We start from the raw sequence: 14,102 nt of genomic DNA on the forward strand, positions 1-14,102 counted from the left end.
GGCCGGCTTCCGCTTTGGAAGCCGGCCTTTTCTATCCGAATGACACTTGAGGCAAAATGAAGGGAGACAGATCATCATGCAGGGTGTATCGAAGGAGTGGCTGGATTTCCTGCGGAATCAGTTCCCCGCGGGCAGCCGGATCCAAACATGGGAGCTGGATGATCCCAGAAACACGCTGGAGGAGGCTGGTACTCTGGAGCACATCGATGACTCGGGCCGGTTCCACGTCCGGCAGAGCGACGGAGGTGAGTGCGTCCTGACCCTTGGGGAGGAGATGTTCTCCGTCCACCCGCCTGAGTCCACCCAGCTCAAGCTGTACATGCCCCTCACCGCCAGCTTCTATGCCCGGAATGAGTGGGGAGATTGGGATGAGACGGGTGAAGAATGGGACGGCAGAACGCTTCTGGACTATGAGGACAGGATCCTGGGCTTCATGGTACGGAACCGGGTGCCGGAGGAGGCGGAGCGGGGCCTCATGCTCTGGTGCGACAAGGAGTTCCTGGACGTCAAGGTGCGCTCCGCCGTGTTTACGGCAGAGGCCAGAGACGGCAGGCTGTGGGGCGTGGCGGAGTGCCAGGTCGTCGGCCAGCTCTCTCCGGAGGAGCTGACCGGGCTGAAGGACTATCTCACCGGCCAGGCCGCGGACGGCGTTGGCGAGGGCCTGGAGCAGCAGGCAATCCGTGTGGACGGCGGGGAGCTTTACGTCCACATGTGGCAGCCGGAGGGCTGGAGCATCCAGACGGAGGCAGAGCAGTTCGGGCTGACGCAGGCCCAGGGCATGACGATGGGGGGTATGAGCCGTGGATAAGGCCTTTACAGTATCCCTGTGCAATCCGGACAAGGATACTTATGTGACACTGGAGCTTCCAGCAGACCCGTATGCTGTCCTGGATGCCTGGGAACGGCTGCGGCTCGCACCGGACACCAGAGTGGAATGGGAGATGGAGGACTATGGGGAATTCCCCGTCCTGTTCCCTGGCCTGCAATCTGGCGAGGGCTTCCCCGCGCTCAATGCCCTGGCGGAGCGGCTGACCAGTCTGGACAGCCGGCAGCGCACCGCATTCGAGGGGCTAGTCAAGCTGCAGGACGGCAGGCCCATGGAACCAGACGCCCTCATTACCCTGTCTGAGCAGGCAAAGCACTGCCAGGTGGCGCCCGAGGCCACGGATGACGCCTCGTTGGGCCGGGTTTACGCGGCAAACGGTTCCATCCCCGAGGTGAAGGATGTGCCGGACAAGGTATTTGAACTGCTGGACTTCCAGCTCCTGGGCCGCCGGATCCGTCAGTCGGCGGGCGGGGTCTTCACCAGGCAGGGGTATGTGGTACCGGATGGGAACTGGAAGCCCACAGAGGGCCAGGAACCCCGCATCGCGCCGGAGGCCCCGACTGGCTTCTTTCGGCTGGAGCTCCGGCTCGGGGAGGAACGGGCGGAGCTCACCCTCCCCGCCGGACAGGAGCTGGTGGAGGTGCGGGAGCGGATGGAGGCCGTGGGCCTCCCCAACTGCGCCGTCACCGCCTTCCACAGCCGGGTACCCCAGCTTCCGGCAGCGTGGGCCACGCCGGAGCGGCTGGATACCCTGAACTGCCTGGCCATCCGGCTGATGGTGCTGGCGGAGCGGGACTCTCTGGCCCTGATCAAGTACAAGGCGGTGCTGGAGGTGTCGTCCATTTCGAGCCTGGAGGATGCCATGGCGTTGACGGAACGGCTGGACGCCTACAATCTGAATTGGGCAGCCGCCTCTCCAGAGGACGTGGCCCGCGGGGAGCTGCGCCGCTCCATGGGGGAGGAGAATGCCGACCTGCTGTGCTGGTACCTGAACCTCTACGGCTACGGCGAGGCGCTGATCCAGCAGTACGGGGGCGAGCTGACAGACTACGGTCTGCTGACCCGGGCGGATGGCCAGCCGGTGCAGAAACCGCTGCCGCCCCAGCCCACCCGGGGCGGCGTACAGATGGAAATGAGGTGAAACGCCCATGGATAAAGCAGGACTTTTACAGCTCCCCGGCAGGCCGGAGGAGCAGGACTGGCTGCGGGAGCGGCTGGAGGTGTTGACCGCGCGGGAGGGGATCGCCTTGGACGCGGCCATCCAGCGCCATCCCGCCCAGGACAGTACAGAGGTGGTCAGCCTGCTGGCCAGCCTGGACGAGTATGAGGTGTTGGGCGGCATCCAGAGTTATGAGGATCTGGGCCTGTATTACCTGGAGGAGACCAACGCCAGGCTCCTGGCGCTGCGGGACTACATCGACCTGGACAAGCTGGGCAGGCAGTATGAGGCACAGCACCCCGGCCGGTTCGCAGGGGGCTGCTATGTGGTATATCCGCGAAAGGGGGTGACGGGCTTCTACGACGGGGTCAACCTGCCTGGGCCGGACTACAGCTGGAGCCTGCGGCTGAAGCTGGCCTCCTCCGCGGTGCCGGAGGGGGTGTGGCTGGCGCTGCCGGACTACAACGACATCATGGACGTGAGGCCGGGGGAGATCCGGCTGGCCCTGGACGCTCTGGGTGTGCAGACCATCCGGGAGTGCACCCTGCTGGAGGCCCGGTGCAGCCTGCCGGGGATCACCGGCCTGGAGGATGCATATAGGGGACGGCTGGAGGATCTCATCTATGACGGTCAGAACCTGGGATTTATCCTCCAGGAACAGAACCAGGGGCAGAAGGGGTTCCTCCAGGCCTATCTCTGGATACTGGAGTATGAGCACTGCGCCACCCTGCCCGCCGCCCTGGATTTGGCGCAGAACCTGAACCGCTACCAGGTGGTGCGGGCGGATCAGCTCCAAGACATGGCGTGGATGGATCTGCGCGTGCGGTTGGGATGTGTGGATCGGGCCCTGTCAGGCTGCATTGATCTGGAACGGTACGGACTGGATTTGCTGCGGAAGAAGGGCTATACCTTGACAGAGGACGGATGTGCATACATTGCTAGGCAGCAGACGCAATCCCAGGCGCCCCAACAGATGCAGCAGATGTAACCCCAGGTCAAATCTATATCAAAACGAAACAGGGGCCGTTTTCCCGAAGGGGACAGCGGCCCCTGTTTTTTGTGCCCTTTTTCGGGAGGACGGCCCGGAAAAGGAGGACGTCATGAAAGCCAAAGAGAAGCAACTGCTGGAGTACCTGAAGAAGCACTGCCCCGGCCGGGAAAACGCCATCAGTGGCAAACAGATGAAAAAGAGGTTCCGCATCCATGAGGCAGAGCTGCGGAAGCTGGTCCATAACCTGCGGGTGGACGGGGCGCCTATCTGCAGCGACCGCACCGGCTACTTCTACCCCGCCAACGCCTGGGAGGTGATTGCCACAATCGGGCATCTCCGGCGAATGCGGGACGGCGTGGAGAAGGCCATCCGTAGCTTGGAGAGGGCCACGGGGGCCTTCCGTCTACCCGGGGGAGGTGAGGCGGATCGCTAAACCCTTCTTCCCCTGGGTAGGCGGGAAGCTGTTCCTGCTCCCCTATATTTTCCAGCTGCTCCCCAGGAGGGCGCCCCGTCTGCTGGAGGTCTGCGGCGGCAGCGGCGCGGTGACCCTGGGCTTGGGCGCCGGGTATGCCCCGCTCCGGGTGTATAACGACGTGGATGTGGATCTGGTCAACCTGTTCCGCTGTGCCCGGGACCGGCCCCTGGCGCTGCTCAGGGAGCTGGACTTCCTGCCCCTCCACGCCCGGGCGGACTTCGAGGTGGTGCTCCGCTTCCTCAACCACGGGTATGACCCCAACGACTTCCTGGAGGAGGAGCTCCAGATCGCGGAGGAGTACTTCCCGCCCATGGACAGGCAGGAGGTGAAGAAGCTCCTGATGGGCCGGGCCAACCTGCCGGACGTACAGCGGGCTGCGGCCTATTATCTGAGCATCCGGTACAGCTACAGCGCCACCGGGAACAGCTTCGGCGGGCGCAGCGTGGAGCTGCGCCGCTTCCTTGGCCTGCTCCGACGCGCCTCGGACGCACTCCAGGGCGTGGTGGTGGAGAACAAGGACTGCTGCGATGTGGTTCGGCAGTACGTCCGGACGGGTGCGGTGATCTATGCGGACCCGCCCTATCTGGAGGCGGAGAGGATGTACGCGCCCTCCTTTGCCCTCCGGGATCACGTCCGGCTCCACGATTGCCTGTGCGCCCCGGCGGCGCGGGACAGCCACATCGTCCTGTCCTATAACAGCCATCCGGACATTCTGGACCTCTTCGCCCCGGACTTTTATATTGTGGGCTTTGACCGCCCCAACCCCATGGCCCGGCAGGAGGACTCCAGGTACCACGAGCTGCTCATGACCAACTTTGACCCAAGCCCCATGCTCAACCGCCAGCTCTCCCTGCTGGATAACCCCGGACTGGTGTCCAGCGACCGGCCGGAGCTGCGGATCCTGTCCGCCCCTACCGGGCGGCTGCCTCGGGTGTGGGACTGGCCGCAGGACTAAGAATACGAGGTGAAAACAGAAGATGAAATTTACCATCTGCCATGACACAAGCAAGAAGACCCTGGCCATCCCCCGGGCCGCCCTCCAGCTCTCCGGACTGGAGGACGCGGAGCGGCTGGCCCTGCATACAGAGCACGGCTGCATCGTGCTTACCCGGCAGGGGGGCACTGCAAGGGAGCGGCTGGATGCCATCCGGCTGCTCTACGATCTGAACATCGGCATGGTTGTCCGCTTGGCTCTGGACAGCCGGTCAGCCAGCGGTATGCCGTGCAAAAGAGCGTCCGAGGTATTCCGAACCTATGACGCGGAGTTCCTGGATATGCTGGAGCATTGCGGCGTGGATTTGTTCGGGTTGGGCGCCCTGCTGACCCGGGAGGAGGATGCCGAATGAGCTTGGCCTATTACACCATGGATGATCTGCGGCTGGGCCGGGGCGGCTTCCTACAGAAAGGCTGGACGATCCGGCAGCGCCCGGAGCTGGGGGAGGCCCTGGCGCACTACCGGGGCATGCCCATCACCAAGCGGAAGGTGCTGGGCCTGACGGACGGCTTCCATGTGCTGGAGCTGGTGAAGAACGTGCCCCTCTTCCCAGATGATCCAGAGGGGGAAGATGTGCTGGCCTCAGAGTTGGGGGAGCCGCTGCCTCAATGGGCGGACACTCCAGAGGCCTGCCAGGCATTCCGCGCCTGTGTAGAGGATCTTGGCCTTCGCTACCAAATTGAGGGCAAGATCCTGGCCCCCATCCCCGTCAACAAGAAGCAGCGCCGCAAGAAGCTGGTGGGGAAATACCTCTGGCCCGACGTCCCCGGCAATCCGGCCTCTGCTCTCCGGTGGGTGTACCTGGCCGGGAAGGGCTGGCTGGCCCCCACGGTGCTCGAGGAGCACCCTGCCGTGCTGCCCCTGGTGCTCAAGGTGCGGGCGGACGGCATCACGGACAAAGGCGACTACCGCCCCCTGGAGCTGGAGCCCTGGGAGTTCCGCCTCCTGGCCCGGCGCACTCTGGAGCGGCTGGAGCAAAATATGACAAAATGTGAAGGAGGAACCCCATCGTGAAACGCACCATTCTGAGATGCGCCGCCGGCCTGTTGATAGCCGCGGCGCTGCTCCCAACCGCCCTGGCGGCGGAGCCATTCCCCGCGGTCACCGAGGTGCAGGTCTGCTATCCAACCTCTGTCACCCGCAGTGAGGACGGCACGGAGATCCGCAAGGTCTATGACCTGTCCCCGGAGCAGGACCCTGCCGGTATCCCCCGGTCGGACTTCGAGCAGGACGGCTTCCACTACACCCTGACAGACCTGCTCCAGCAGGAGCTGCCGGAGCATGAGAGCCGTCCGCACACGGAGACGGTATCGTTGGAGAGTAAAAGCAAGGATATGGAATCCGTCCTGGCCCTGCTGCCCCAGGAGAAGGAGTTCGTCACGGAGGACGGACTGTCCGGCACCCTGTCCCTCCAGCTGGACACTGTCCAGGTGGAAGCGGCGGGCTACGGCAGCTCCACCCGGGAGGTGTCCGCCACCCGCTCCTATCCCAACCTGGCCAGCCAGGATACCGCCAGCATCCCCAAGAGCATTGAGGAGGACGGGCGCAACCTCACCCTCCAGAATATTGACTGGCGGACGGACAACACCGCCAGCGTGGCCGGTTACAACCTGGGGGACTGTTACACCGCCGTGGCCACCTACACCGGCACCGCCACCAGCAGTTATGTCACCGGCTATACTGTCACGGCGGACTACACCGGCACCGTCAGCCGCATCGCCCTGAACCGGGTGCGTTACGTTGCAATTTTTGAGGGGGAGCCCCTGGAGCCCGCCGTACCCATGGAGGAGTCTGGGGATGGCCTGGCCCAGTTCAACTGGGCGGCCATCCTGCTCCCGCTGGGCGTGGTCTTTGCTGTGGGCGGCGTGATTGGAGCCTGCCTGTTCGTCAAGCGGCGCCGGGAGAACAAGGAGGATTCGGAGTGAAGAAGCTGGCCACCCTGTGCCTGGCCGCCTGCCTGGCGGCGGCCCTGGCTACCCCGGCGGGTGCTTTAGATTACGCCATTGACGCGCCGGAGGGGCCGGACTACGGCAAGCCCACCTCGGTGGAGGTGGTACACACGGCAGACGGCGGGGCCCTGAAAAACGAGGACATCAGCAAGAATGCCGCCCTCATCCCGCCGGGCTTCGGCAGCGCCAGCGCAGACACTCTGAACACCGGAACCTGGCTCACGCCCAACCTGGCCCCGGAGGGTATGGCAGTGGGCGCCGTCAACGGCAGCGGGATGCCCGTTGTGTTCCCGCCTTCTGTGGACACCTTCACCGCCGTCCCCGCGGAACCGGAGCAGGAGACGGAATCTGGCGGCACCTTGGGCTATACCCCGGTGGCCTCGGACCTCTACTACTCCGGCGGATACCTGGGTACCTTAAAAATCCCCGCCATCGGCCTGAGTGTGCGGGTCTATGAGGGTACAGACAGCTCCACGCTCATGAAGGGCGCGGGACATTTCAAAGGCACCAGCATCTGGGATGGAAACTGCGCCATCGCCGGACACAACCGGGGGGTGCGGGACGACTTTGGAGATCTCCACACCCTGGAGCGGGGAGATACCATCACCTGGACCACCAAGCTGGGTGTCCGCACCTATGAGGTCACCAGTGTGCAGAAGGTCAAGGAGACGGATACCAGCGGCACCGCCCCTTCCAACGAGAACAAGCTCACTCTCTACACCTGCGTGCGTAACCAGAGGACCTACCGCTGGCAGGTGCAGGCGGCGGAGGTTGTGTAACCTGCTTTGTTTTGCGGGCTCATTTTCTCCACCGGGCCCCCCCTTTGCTATAGACTTTTCCCCAGATTTCCGGTATGTTGTTGCTGTAAGGAACACAAGGACAGCAGAGGAAAGAAGGAGGTCAACCGTATGAAAAGGAAACAGCTTATTCCGGCGGTATTGGCAGGTACCTTGATAGGCGCAGCACTGGTGGGGCCCGCGTCGGCGGGGGTGGCTGCCCTCACTGCAGCCCCAAGCACCCAGACCTTCTATATAGACGGCAAGCAGGTGGATCTGGAAGCGTATGTCATCCATGGCCACAACTATGTGCAGCTCCGGGACGTCGGCCGGGCGGTAGACTTCGGCGTGGCGTATGACCAGGGCGCCAACCGTGTCCTGGTAGACACCAGCTCCCCTTACACAGAGGAAAGTGCGGTGTCCGCCCCCTCCGGGGTGGTCACCGTCCCCCAGTCGGACGAGCCCCTCCGGCTGAAGGAGGGGGACAAGGTGCTCTGCGATGACGGCACCACCTATGAGATCACGGATCTGCGTCTGTGGGAGGAGCCGGAACCCCTGCCCGCCTATGACCAGACGCGCTTCCCGGAGCTGGAGTTGCCGAAGGCGGAGGTGCGTCGGTTTCAAAGTGAATATGGGGACAACCTGCACATTCGAAACCTCTATGAGACCCGGCGGATGGAGTACACCATCTACAACGCCGCAGTGAACTGTCCAGAGCTGTGGGCGGATGGTGCCCCCGCTCTCAACCTGCACCTGGGCATCTCTGCACAGAACGCGGTGCAGATGTTCTGGCCCTGGCAGGAAGACCAGCTTACCCAAGTATTCTGCTCCGCGCCGGGGGCCCGGTTCGAGGTGGAAGCCTGGGATGTGTACCACGACGGGAAATATCTCTATACCGAATATAATATCAGAGGGACGTGACCTAACAGCGTCCCAGACAAACCGGCGGGAGGCGGCAAGCCTCCCGCTTTTTGCTTAGGAGGGAAGTTTGCAAATGAAACGAATCATCAGCCTGATGCTCACCCTGGCGGTGGCCCTGTCCCTGCTGATCCTGCCGGCGGGTGCCGCCTCCACCCCGGAGGAGGCCCTGGGTGAGGTCAACATTTACAGCGGCGGCTACTCCATGAATTATCTGGCCGTCAACGGCAGGGTGCAGACCCAGTCGTATACCTACTTTCTCTACCGCAACAGCGTCGGGGAGACGCAGGAAATCCCAGCCTATTGTGTAACGCCAGACCAGTACGGCGTACCACAGACGGTTCCTGAAGGGGAGAGCATCCGCTATCTGGCGGAGGAGAAAGCGTCAGACTCTAAAGTGGTGGGCCTGGTGGCCAACATGTACCCCCACCGCTCCCTGGCGGAGTTGGGTCTGACCAACAAGTACCAGGCATTTTACGCCGGCAAGATTGCCCTGTGGTGTTACCTGATCCCCGAGTGGGACATCAGCGACGTCACCGTAGCCCCCGGACTTACCGGCCCGGAGAGGGAGATTGGGGAAAGCATTCTCAATGCCGCGGTCAAAATCTATACTCAGGGTACCACATGGACCAGTGTGGCAGAGCCCCAGCTCACCACCTCCCCAGATCAGGAGGCAGCCTACCCCGTCACCATTGATGGGGCCGCCTATCGCCAGCAGGTATTTACTGTCACTTCTCCGACCTGGGTGGACGGACAGGCTGTTAATGTATCGTTCCAGGATGGGACGGACGTACCGGAGGGCGCCCGTATTGTGGATGAGAACAACCAGGATATTACCCAGGTCAAGGTCTCCAATACCGGAGACGGCTACAAGGGGACCTTCAAGGTGCTCTACCCAGAGGACTGCGTAGCGGGCCAGAGCGGCAGTGTCCAGCTCTCCCTCTCAGCCGATGTGTACCAGTATGTCGTATTTTACGCGCTTTGCCAGGAGGTTGACCAGTACGGCAACCTCCAGAGTTACCTCTGCGACACGGATCCCAAGGTCAGCCTGCTGCGAAACGCCATCTCTAACTATTCGGATACCGACGAGCCGGATGACCCAGACGAGCCTACGCCCCCTCCCAGCGAAACCGCCCTCAAGATCACCAAGTATGAGGCGGGCACCACTGTCACCCTCTCCGGCGCCACCTTCGAGGTGGTGGGCCCGGATGGGGACACCATCGGCGTCTACACCACGCCGGAATCCGGTTCCATCACTATCCCTCTCACCGAGGTGGGCAACTATACCATCTATGAACGGGTATCACCGGAGTACCACCTGCTGGATGAGGAGCCGGTCAAACAGGTCACCGTGAAGTACGGGGAAACCGCCGAGGTGGACTTTGAAAATGAACCCTACGGCGATCTCAGAATTGAAAAGATCGACGCTTCCACCGGGGCCAGCCTGGCGGGAGCCAAAATACAGATCAAGCACATCGAGAGCGGCGCGACCTATACCGGTACCACCGGCACCGGCGGTTCCTATACCTTCACGGAGCTGAAGCCGGGGGCATACGAAATCCGGGAACTGTCCGCTCCAGAGGGGTGGCAGCGGGATTCCCAGACCTATACCACCACTGTGGTGGCAGGAGACTGCGTCACCTACACCCTGAAGAACGAGGCCCTGCCCGGCCTGAAGATTATCAAGTACGACCGCCTGAGCCATGAGACTATGCCCGGCGTCACCTTCCGTATCTGGCGGGATGGGGAACTGCTGGGGGACTATGAGACGGACGCCCTGGGAGAAATCCTGCTCACGGACTGCCGGCCGGGCACCTACCGCGTCCAGGAGGTGGACACTGGGGACAGTGGACATCTGGTGGATTTCACCCCGCAGGAAATTGAACTGAAGGCCGGAGACAGTATTAAGGAGCTCTACTTTTTTAACGACCAGAAGCCCGGGATCTGGCTGGTCAAGGTGGACAGCGCCAACCCCTCCAAGGTGATCCCCAACGCCAAGTTCCGCATTGAGGCGGTGGACGGCAGCTTTGGCCCGGCGGAATTTGTTACCGACCAAAACGGCGAAATCGACCTGTCTGAACTGCCCACCGGAGCTTATGTGGTGACGGAACTGGACTGCCCCGGCTACATCATTGATGAGGCCCAGCGCATCATCCAACTGGAGGCCAACCAGACAGCCCGGTTTGTGTTCACCAACTCCGTCCAGCCCTCCCTGCACCTCATCAAGCTGAGTGCGGACGGTTCCCGGCTGGCTGGGGTGACTTTCCGCATCGCCAAAATCGAGGACGGCAGCCGGTATCTGGACCGTACCACTGATGAAAATGGAGAGATCCTGATCTCCGGCCTGGAGCCGGGGGTGTATTCGGTCAAGGAGCTGGACACCACCTCAGACCACATCAGCGACCCGGTGGAACGCCATGTGGAGCTGTTCCCCGGCAAGACCTCCACGATCATCCTAGAGAACGACATCCGCCCCAACCTGACGGTGGTGAAGCGGGATGCCGACACCGGGGAGCCCGTGCCGGATACCGTATTCCTGGTGGAAGCGGCGGACGGCCACAGCGTGGATGAAATCAAGACCGGGGCAGACGGAACGGCCACCCTGGAAAATCTGCTGCCCGGGGTGTATCAAATTTCAGAAAAATCGGTTCCCTCCCCTTATCTCATGGATGCGGAGCCCCAGTTGGTCACCCTCTATCCCAACCGGAACCACACCGTCTATTTCGAGAACCACAAAAAGCCCACCCTTACCATCCAGAAGGTAGACAGCATCACCGGCAGCCCCATCCGGGGGGCCAAATTCCAGCTCTGGTACGGCAGCAATGGCACCGACACCGGCGAGCTCAACAACCTGGGGATCTACTTCACTGACGCCAGCGGCCAGATCGTGTTGGAGGGCCTGCGGGACGGCTGGTACCGGGTGACGGAGCTGGAACCCGCCCCCGGCTTCACCATCAAGGAGCCTGCCACCCAGGAGGTCTATATTGAGGGCGGCGGAAACAAGTCTCTGACATTTGAGAACGTCCCCCTCAACGCCATCGTGGTACACAAGACGGACAGCGTCACTGGCGAGGCCCTGGGCGGGGCCACCTTCCAGCTCCGCTACCTGGGAGGCGCCTCCGGTACCGGCGGCACCGTGATTGGACAGAAGGTGACCGGCTCCAACGGCATGGCCATCTGGACGGGCCTGAAGCCAGGATCGTACATCGTGGAGGAGGTGGATCCGGCGGACGGGTACAGCATCATCCAGTCCTCCGAGACCGTCTACCTGGCAGACAACGGGGAGCAGAGTGTCATCACTGTCCGCTTTGAAAACATGCCGGACGGGAACCTCCTGATCCGCAAGGTGTGCTCGGCCAACCCCAGCGTGACCCTGCCTGACGCAGAGTTCAAGGTCACCTATGCGGACGGCACCCTCATTGGGGACTCCAACGGCATCTACCGGACGGACGAAAATGGTGAGATCCTGATCTCCGGCCTCCAGCCCGGAAAGAGCGTGGTGGTGACGGAAACCCAGGCCCCTCCGGGCTACCTCATCGATACCCAGGCCCAGACCGTGCAGATCAAAGAGGGCCGGACGGTCAGCCTCACTTTTAAGAATCAGCCGAAGGGTGAGCTGATCATCCAGAAACGGGACAGCGCCACGGGCCAGCCTCTCGCCGGGGCCCAGTTCCGAGTGACGACGGCCGCCGGCTGCGAGGTGGGACTGGACGGGGTAATTGGCGATTCCACCCTCACCCAGAACGGTATTTTCACCACCGACAGCAGCGGTGAGATCCGCATCACCAACCTGGCCCCCGGCGCATACGTGCTCACGGAGATCAAGGCGCCCCATGGGTACGTCATGGACGCCCCCTCCACCAATGTAGTCATCGGGGAGGGTGTAGATACCCAAACGGTGGTCATCACCAACACCCCCAAGGGCGGCCTTGTCATCAACAAGCTGGATTCCGTCACCCATGAGCCCCTGGAGGGGGTAGAGTTTACCATCACCGAGGCGGACGGCACGGTGGTGGACGACAACGGCGGCATGACCTCCAGCATGGGCCTCTACCGCACTGACGAAAACGGCCAGATCATCATTGACGGTTTGGTGGGGACATTCATCATCACGGAAACCAAGACCATCGAGGGCTACACCATCCATGAGGAGACCCGTACCCAAACGGTGGTCATCAACCCCAACGACACCCAGACCATCACGGTGTATAACGACCCTGTGGGCGGCTTGGAGCTGATCAAGGTCAACGCGGATGACACCAAGGAGCGGATTCCCAACACTACATTTGAAATCCGCCGTATGGACGACGCCCTGGTGGGTACCGTGACAACAGACCGAAACGGCCGGGTGTTCCTGTCCCTGGAGAATGGATCGTACTATGCCGTGGAAACCGAGAGCGCGGAAGGCTTCCACATGGACGATACGCCCCACTATTTCGAGGTGGAGAACGGGGAGACAACCACCCTCCAGGTGGAGAACACGCCGGTGAGCGCCATCCTGATCCACAAAACGGACAGCACCACCGGCGAGGGCATCTATGGGGTGCCGTTTATCCTCTATGATAGCACCAACACCCCCGTTGGCCAGTACACTTCGAATAACGAGGGGTATGTACTGATCGAGGGTCTGGAGGCCGGGCGGTATTATCTCAGAGAGTTAGAGAATGAGGGCTATGTTCCTGACACGGAGAAAAAGACCGTCTATGTGGAGTCTGGGGAGACCACCGAGGTGGAGTGGGAGAACACCCCCATCACTGGACAGATCCAGATAACAAAGACCTCCGCGGACTACAACAGTGTCAACGGCTGGCCCGCCGGCACCCCCATCCCCGGCACAGAGTTTGAGATCTACAACGCCCGGACCGGCAACTTAGTCGATACGGTTGAGACGGACAAGAACGGCGTTGCATCCTCCCGGCCTCTCCCACTGGGCCGCTACAAAATCGTGGAGTCCAAGGCCGCAGACTTTTACGGCCTGGACAAGACCCCCATCGAGGTGGAGATCGAGTTTGCCGGCCAGATTGTCAAGGTGGCTATGACCAACAAGAGCCTCTACACCAATGTAAGCATCCAAAAGACCGGCTATGTGGAGGTTATGCCCGGCCAACAGATCCGCTACGATTTCAGCGGCATCGGCAACAACTCCACCACCAGCCTTACCTCATTTTTCTGGAGGGATACCCTGCCCGGCCAGGCGGTGCGGCTGGACAAGATTGTCACTGGCACCTACAACGTGCCGGGCAATTATAAGGTGGTCTACAAGACCAACCTGAGTGGCGGCACTTGGCGCACCTTGGCGGACAACCTGAGCACCCAGCAGAACTATGTACTGGACGCCTCCAAGGCCGCCCTGTGCCTGGCCTCCAACGAGTACGTCACCGAATTTATGATGTCCTTCGGCGTGGTGCCCGCCAACTTCCGGCAGGTGGAGGCACCCCAGGTCTATGCCACCGTCTACGCCTGGCTTACCGGTGGCAGCCAATTCGTCAACCAGGCGGACGTGGGCGGCGTGTACAACGGCCAGTGGATTATGGCCACCTCCCGGTGGGTGACCAAGGTCTACAAGCCCTCGGAGCCCCTGCCCCGCACCGGCTATTGATTCCAGCAACCCATCTTCAGGAGGGCCGCCCAACCCGGGCGGCCCTTCAATTTCATGGAGGTGCTACGAAAGTGACTTTGAGAAAAAAGAGCATCAGAATCCTGCTCCTGGCCCTGACGGTGGCCGCCCTGTGCATGGTCCCGGCCTTCGCCTCCTCCGCCGGCAATGTGGCGGACGCCGTGGAGCAGACCTGGACGGATGCCGCCGGCCAGATTAAGACCGTGGTGGATACTGTGGTGTTCCCCGCCCTCACCATGGTGCTGGGGATTGCATTCTTTGTCAAGGTGGCACTGTGCTTCTTCGACTATCGCAAGCACGGCCAGTTTGAGTGGACGGGGGCGGCCATCCTGTTCGTCTGCCTGATCTTCGTGCTGCTGGCCCCCAATTACATCTGGAATATCGTAGGCATCTGAGG

Annotated in this window: 12 protein-coding genes; all 12 read left to right on the forward strand. The window is 62.0% G+C overall.

The window, feature by feature from the left end; genetic code table 11:
- The first annotated feature begins 76 nt into the window (after positions 1-76).
- A complete protein-coding gene (locus tag I2C21_RS16000) occupies positions 77-808 on the forward strand; it encodes a DUF4314 domain-containing protein (protein WP_009259883.1) in 732 nt (243 codons plus the stop codon).
- Complete coding sequence (locus tag I2C21_RS16005; RefSeq protein ID WP_044943738.1) at positions 801-1,967, forward strand: antirestriction protein ArdA; 1,167 nt, start codon at positions 801-803, stop codon at positions 1,965-1,967. Before I2C21_RS16000 ends, I2C21_RS16005 begins: the two co-directional genes overlap by 8 nt.
- 7 nt (positions 1,968-1,974) lie before the next feature.
- Positions 1,975-2,973 (forward strand): hypothetical protein, encoded by a 999-nt coding sequence (locus I2C21_RS16010; protein ID WP_009261579.1) that lies wholly within the window; start codon positions 1,975-1,977, stop codon positions 2,971-2,973.
- Positions 2,974-3,085: 112 nt separating this feature from the next.
- Positions 3,086-3,409 (forward strand): hypothetical protein, encoded by a 324-nt coding sequence (locus tag I2C21_RS16015; protein WP_009261578.1) that lies wholly within the window; start codon positions 3,086-3,088, stop codon positions 3,407-3,409.
- A complete protein-coding gene (locus I2C21_RS16020; RefSeq protein WP_024725207.1) occupies positions 3,393-4,406 on the forward strand; it encodes a DNA adenine methylase in 1,014 nt (337 codons plus the stop codon). The genes I2C21_RS16015 and I2C21_RS16020 overlap by 17 nt, the downstream gene beginning before the upstream one ends.
- 22 nt (positions 4,407-4,428) lie before the next feature.
- Positions 4,429-4,797, forward strand: coding sequence for a hypothetical protein (locus tag I2C21_RS16025; RefSeq protein WP_009261575.1), 369 nt, complete (start codon positions 4,429-4,431; stop codon positions 4,795-4,797).
- Positions 4,794-5,459, forward strand: coding sequence for a hypothetical protein (locus tag I2C21_RS16030; protein ID WP_024725206.1), 666 nt, complete (start codon positions 4,794-4,796; stop codon positions 5,457-5,459). The genes I2C21_RS16025 and I2C21_RS16030 overlap by 4 nt, the downstream gene beginning before the upstream one ends.
- Positions 5,456-6,370, forward strand: coding sequence for a hypothetical protein (locus I2C21_RS16035; RefSeq protein ID WP_024725205.1), 915 nt, complete (start codon positions 5,456-5,458; stop codon positions 6,368-6,370). The genes I2C21_RS16030 and I2C21_RS16035 overlap by 4 nt, the downstream gene beginning before the upstream one ends.
- Positions 6,367-7,173 carry a class D sortase gene (locus I2C21_RS16040; RefSeq protein ID WP_009261588.1) on the forward strand — a complete coding sequence of 269 codons (807 nt, stop codon included), beginning with the start codon at positions 6,367-6,369 and terminating at the stop codon, positions 7,171-7,173. Before I2C21_RS16035 ends, I2C21_RS16040 begins: the two co-directional genes overlap by 4 nt.
- Positions 7,174-7,302: 129 nt before the next feature.
- Positions 7,303-8,091 carry a hypothetical protein gene (locus I2C21_RS16045; RefSeq protein WP_055179027.1) on the forward strand — a complete coding sequence of 263 codons (789 nt, stop codon included), beginning with the start codon at positions 7,303-7,305 and terminating at the stop codon, positions 8,089-8,091.
- Between the two features lie 73 nt (positions 8,092-8,164).
- The gene (locus tag I2C21_RS16050) at positions 8,165-13,687 is read left to right on the forward strand and encodes a SpaA isopeptide-forming pilin-related protein (protein WP_195279739.1); all 5,523 of its coding nucleotides are present in this window, start codon (positions 8,165-8,167) and stop codon (positions 13,685-13,687) included.
- A 71-nt stretch (positions 13,688-13,758) separates the two neighbouring features.
- A complete protein-coding gene (locus I2C21_RS16055; RefSeq protein WP_156622365.1) occupies positions 13,759-14,100 on the forward strand; it encodes a DUF3852 domain-containing protein in 342 nt (113 codons plus the stop codon).
- Positions 14,101-14,102 lie beyond the last annotated feature (2 nt).

The sequence above is a fragment of the Clostridium sp. J1101437_171009_A5 genome (assembly GCF_015547905.1).
Taxonomy (GTDB): domain Bacteria; phylum Bacillota; class Clostridia; order Oscillospirales; family Oscillospiraceae; genus Pseudoflavonifractor_A; species Pseudoflavonifractor_A gallinarum.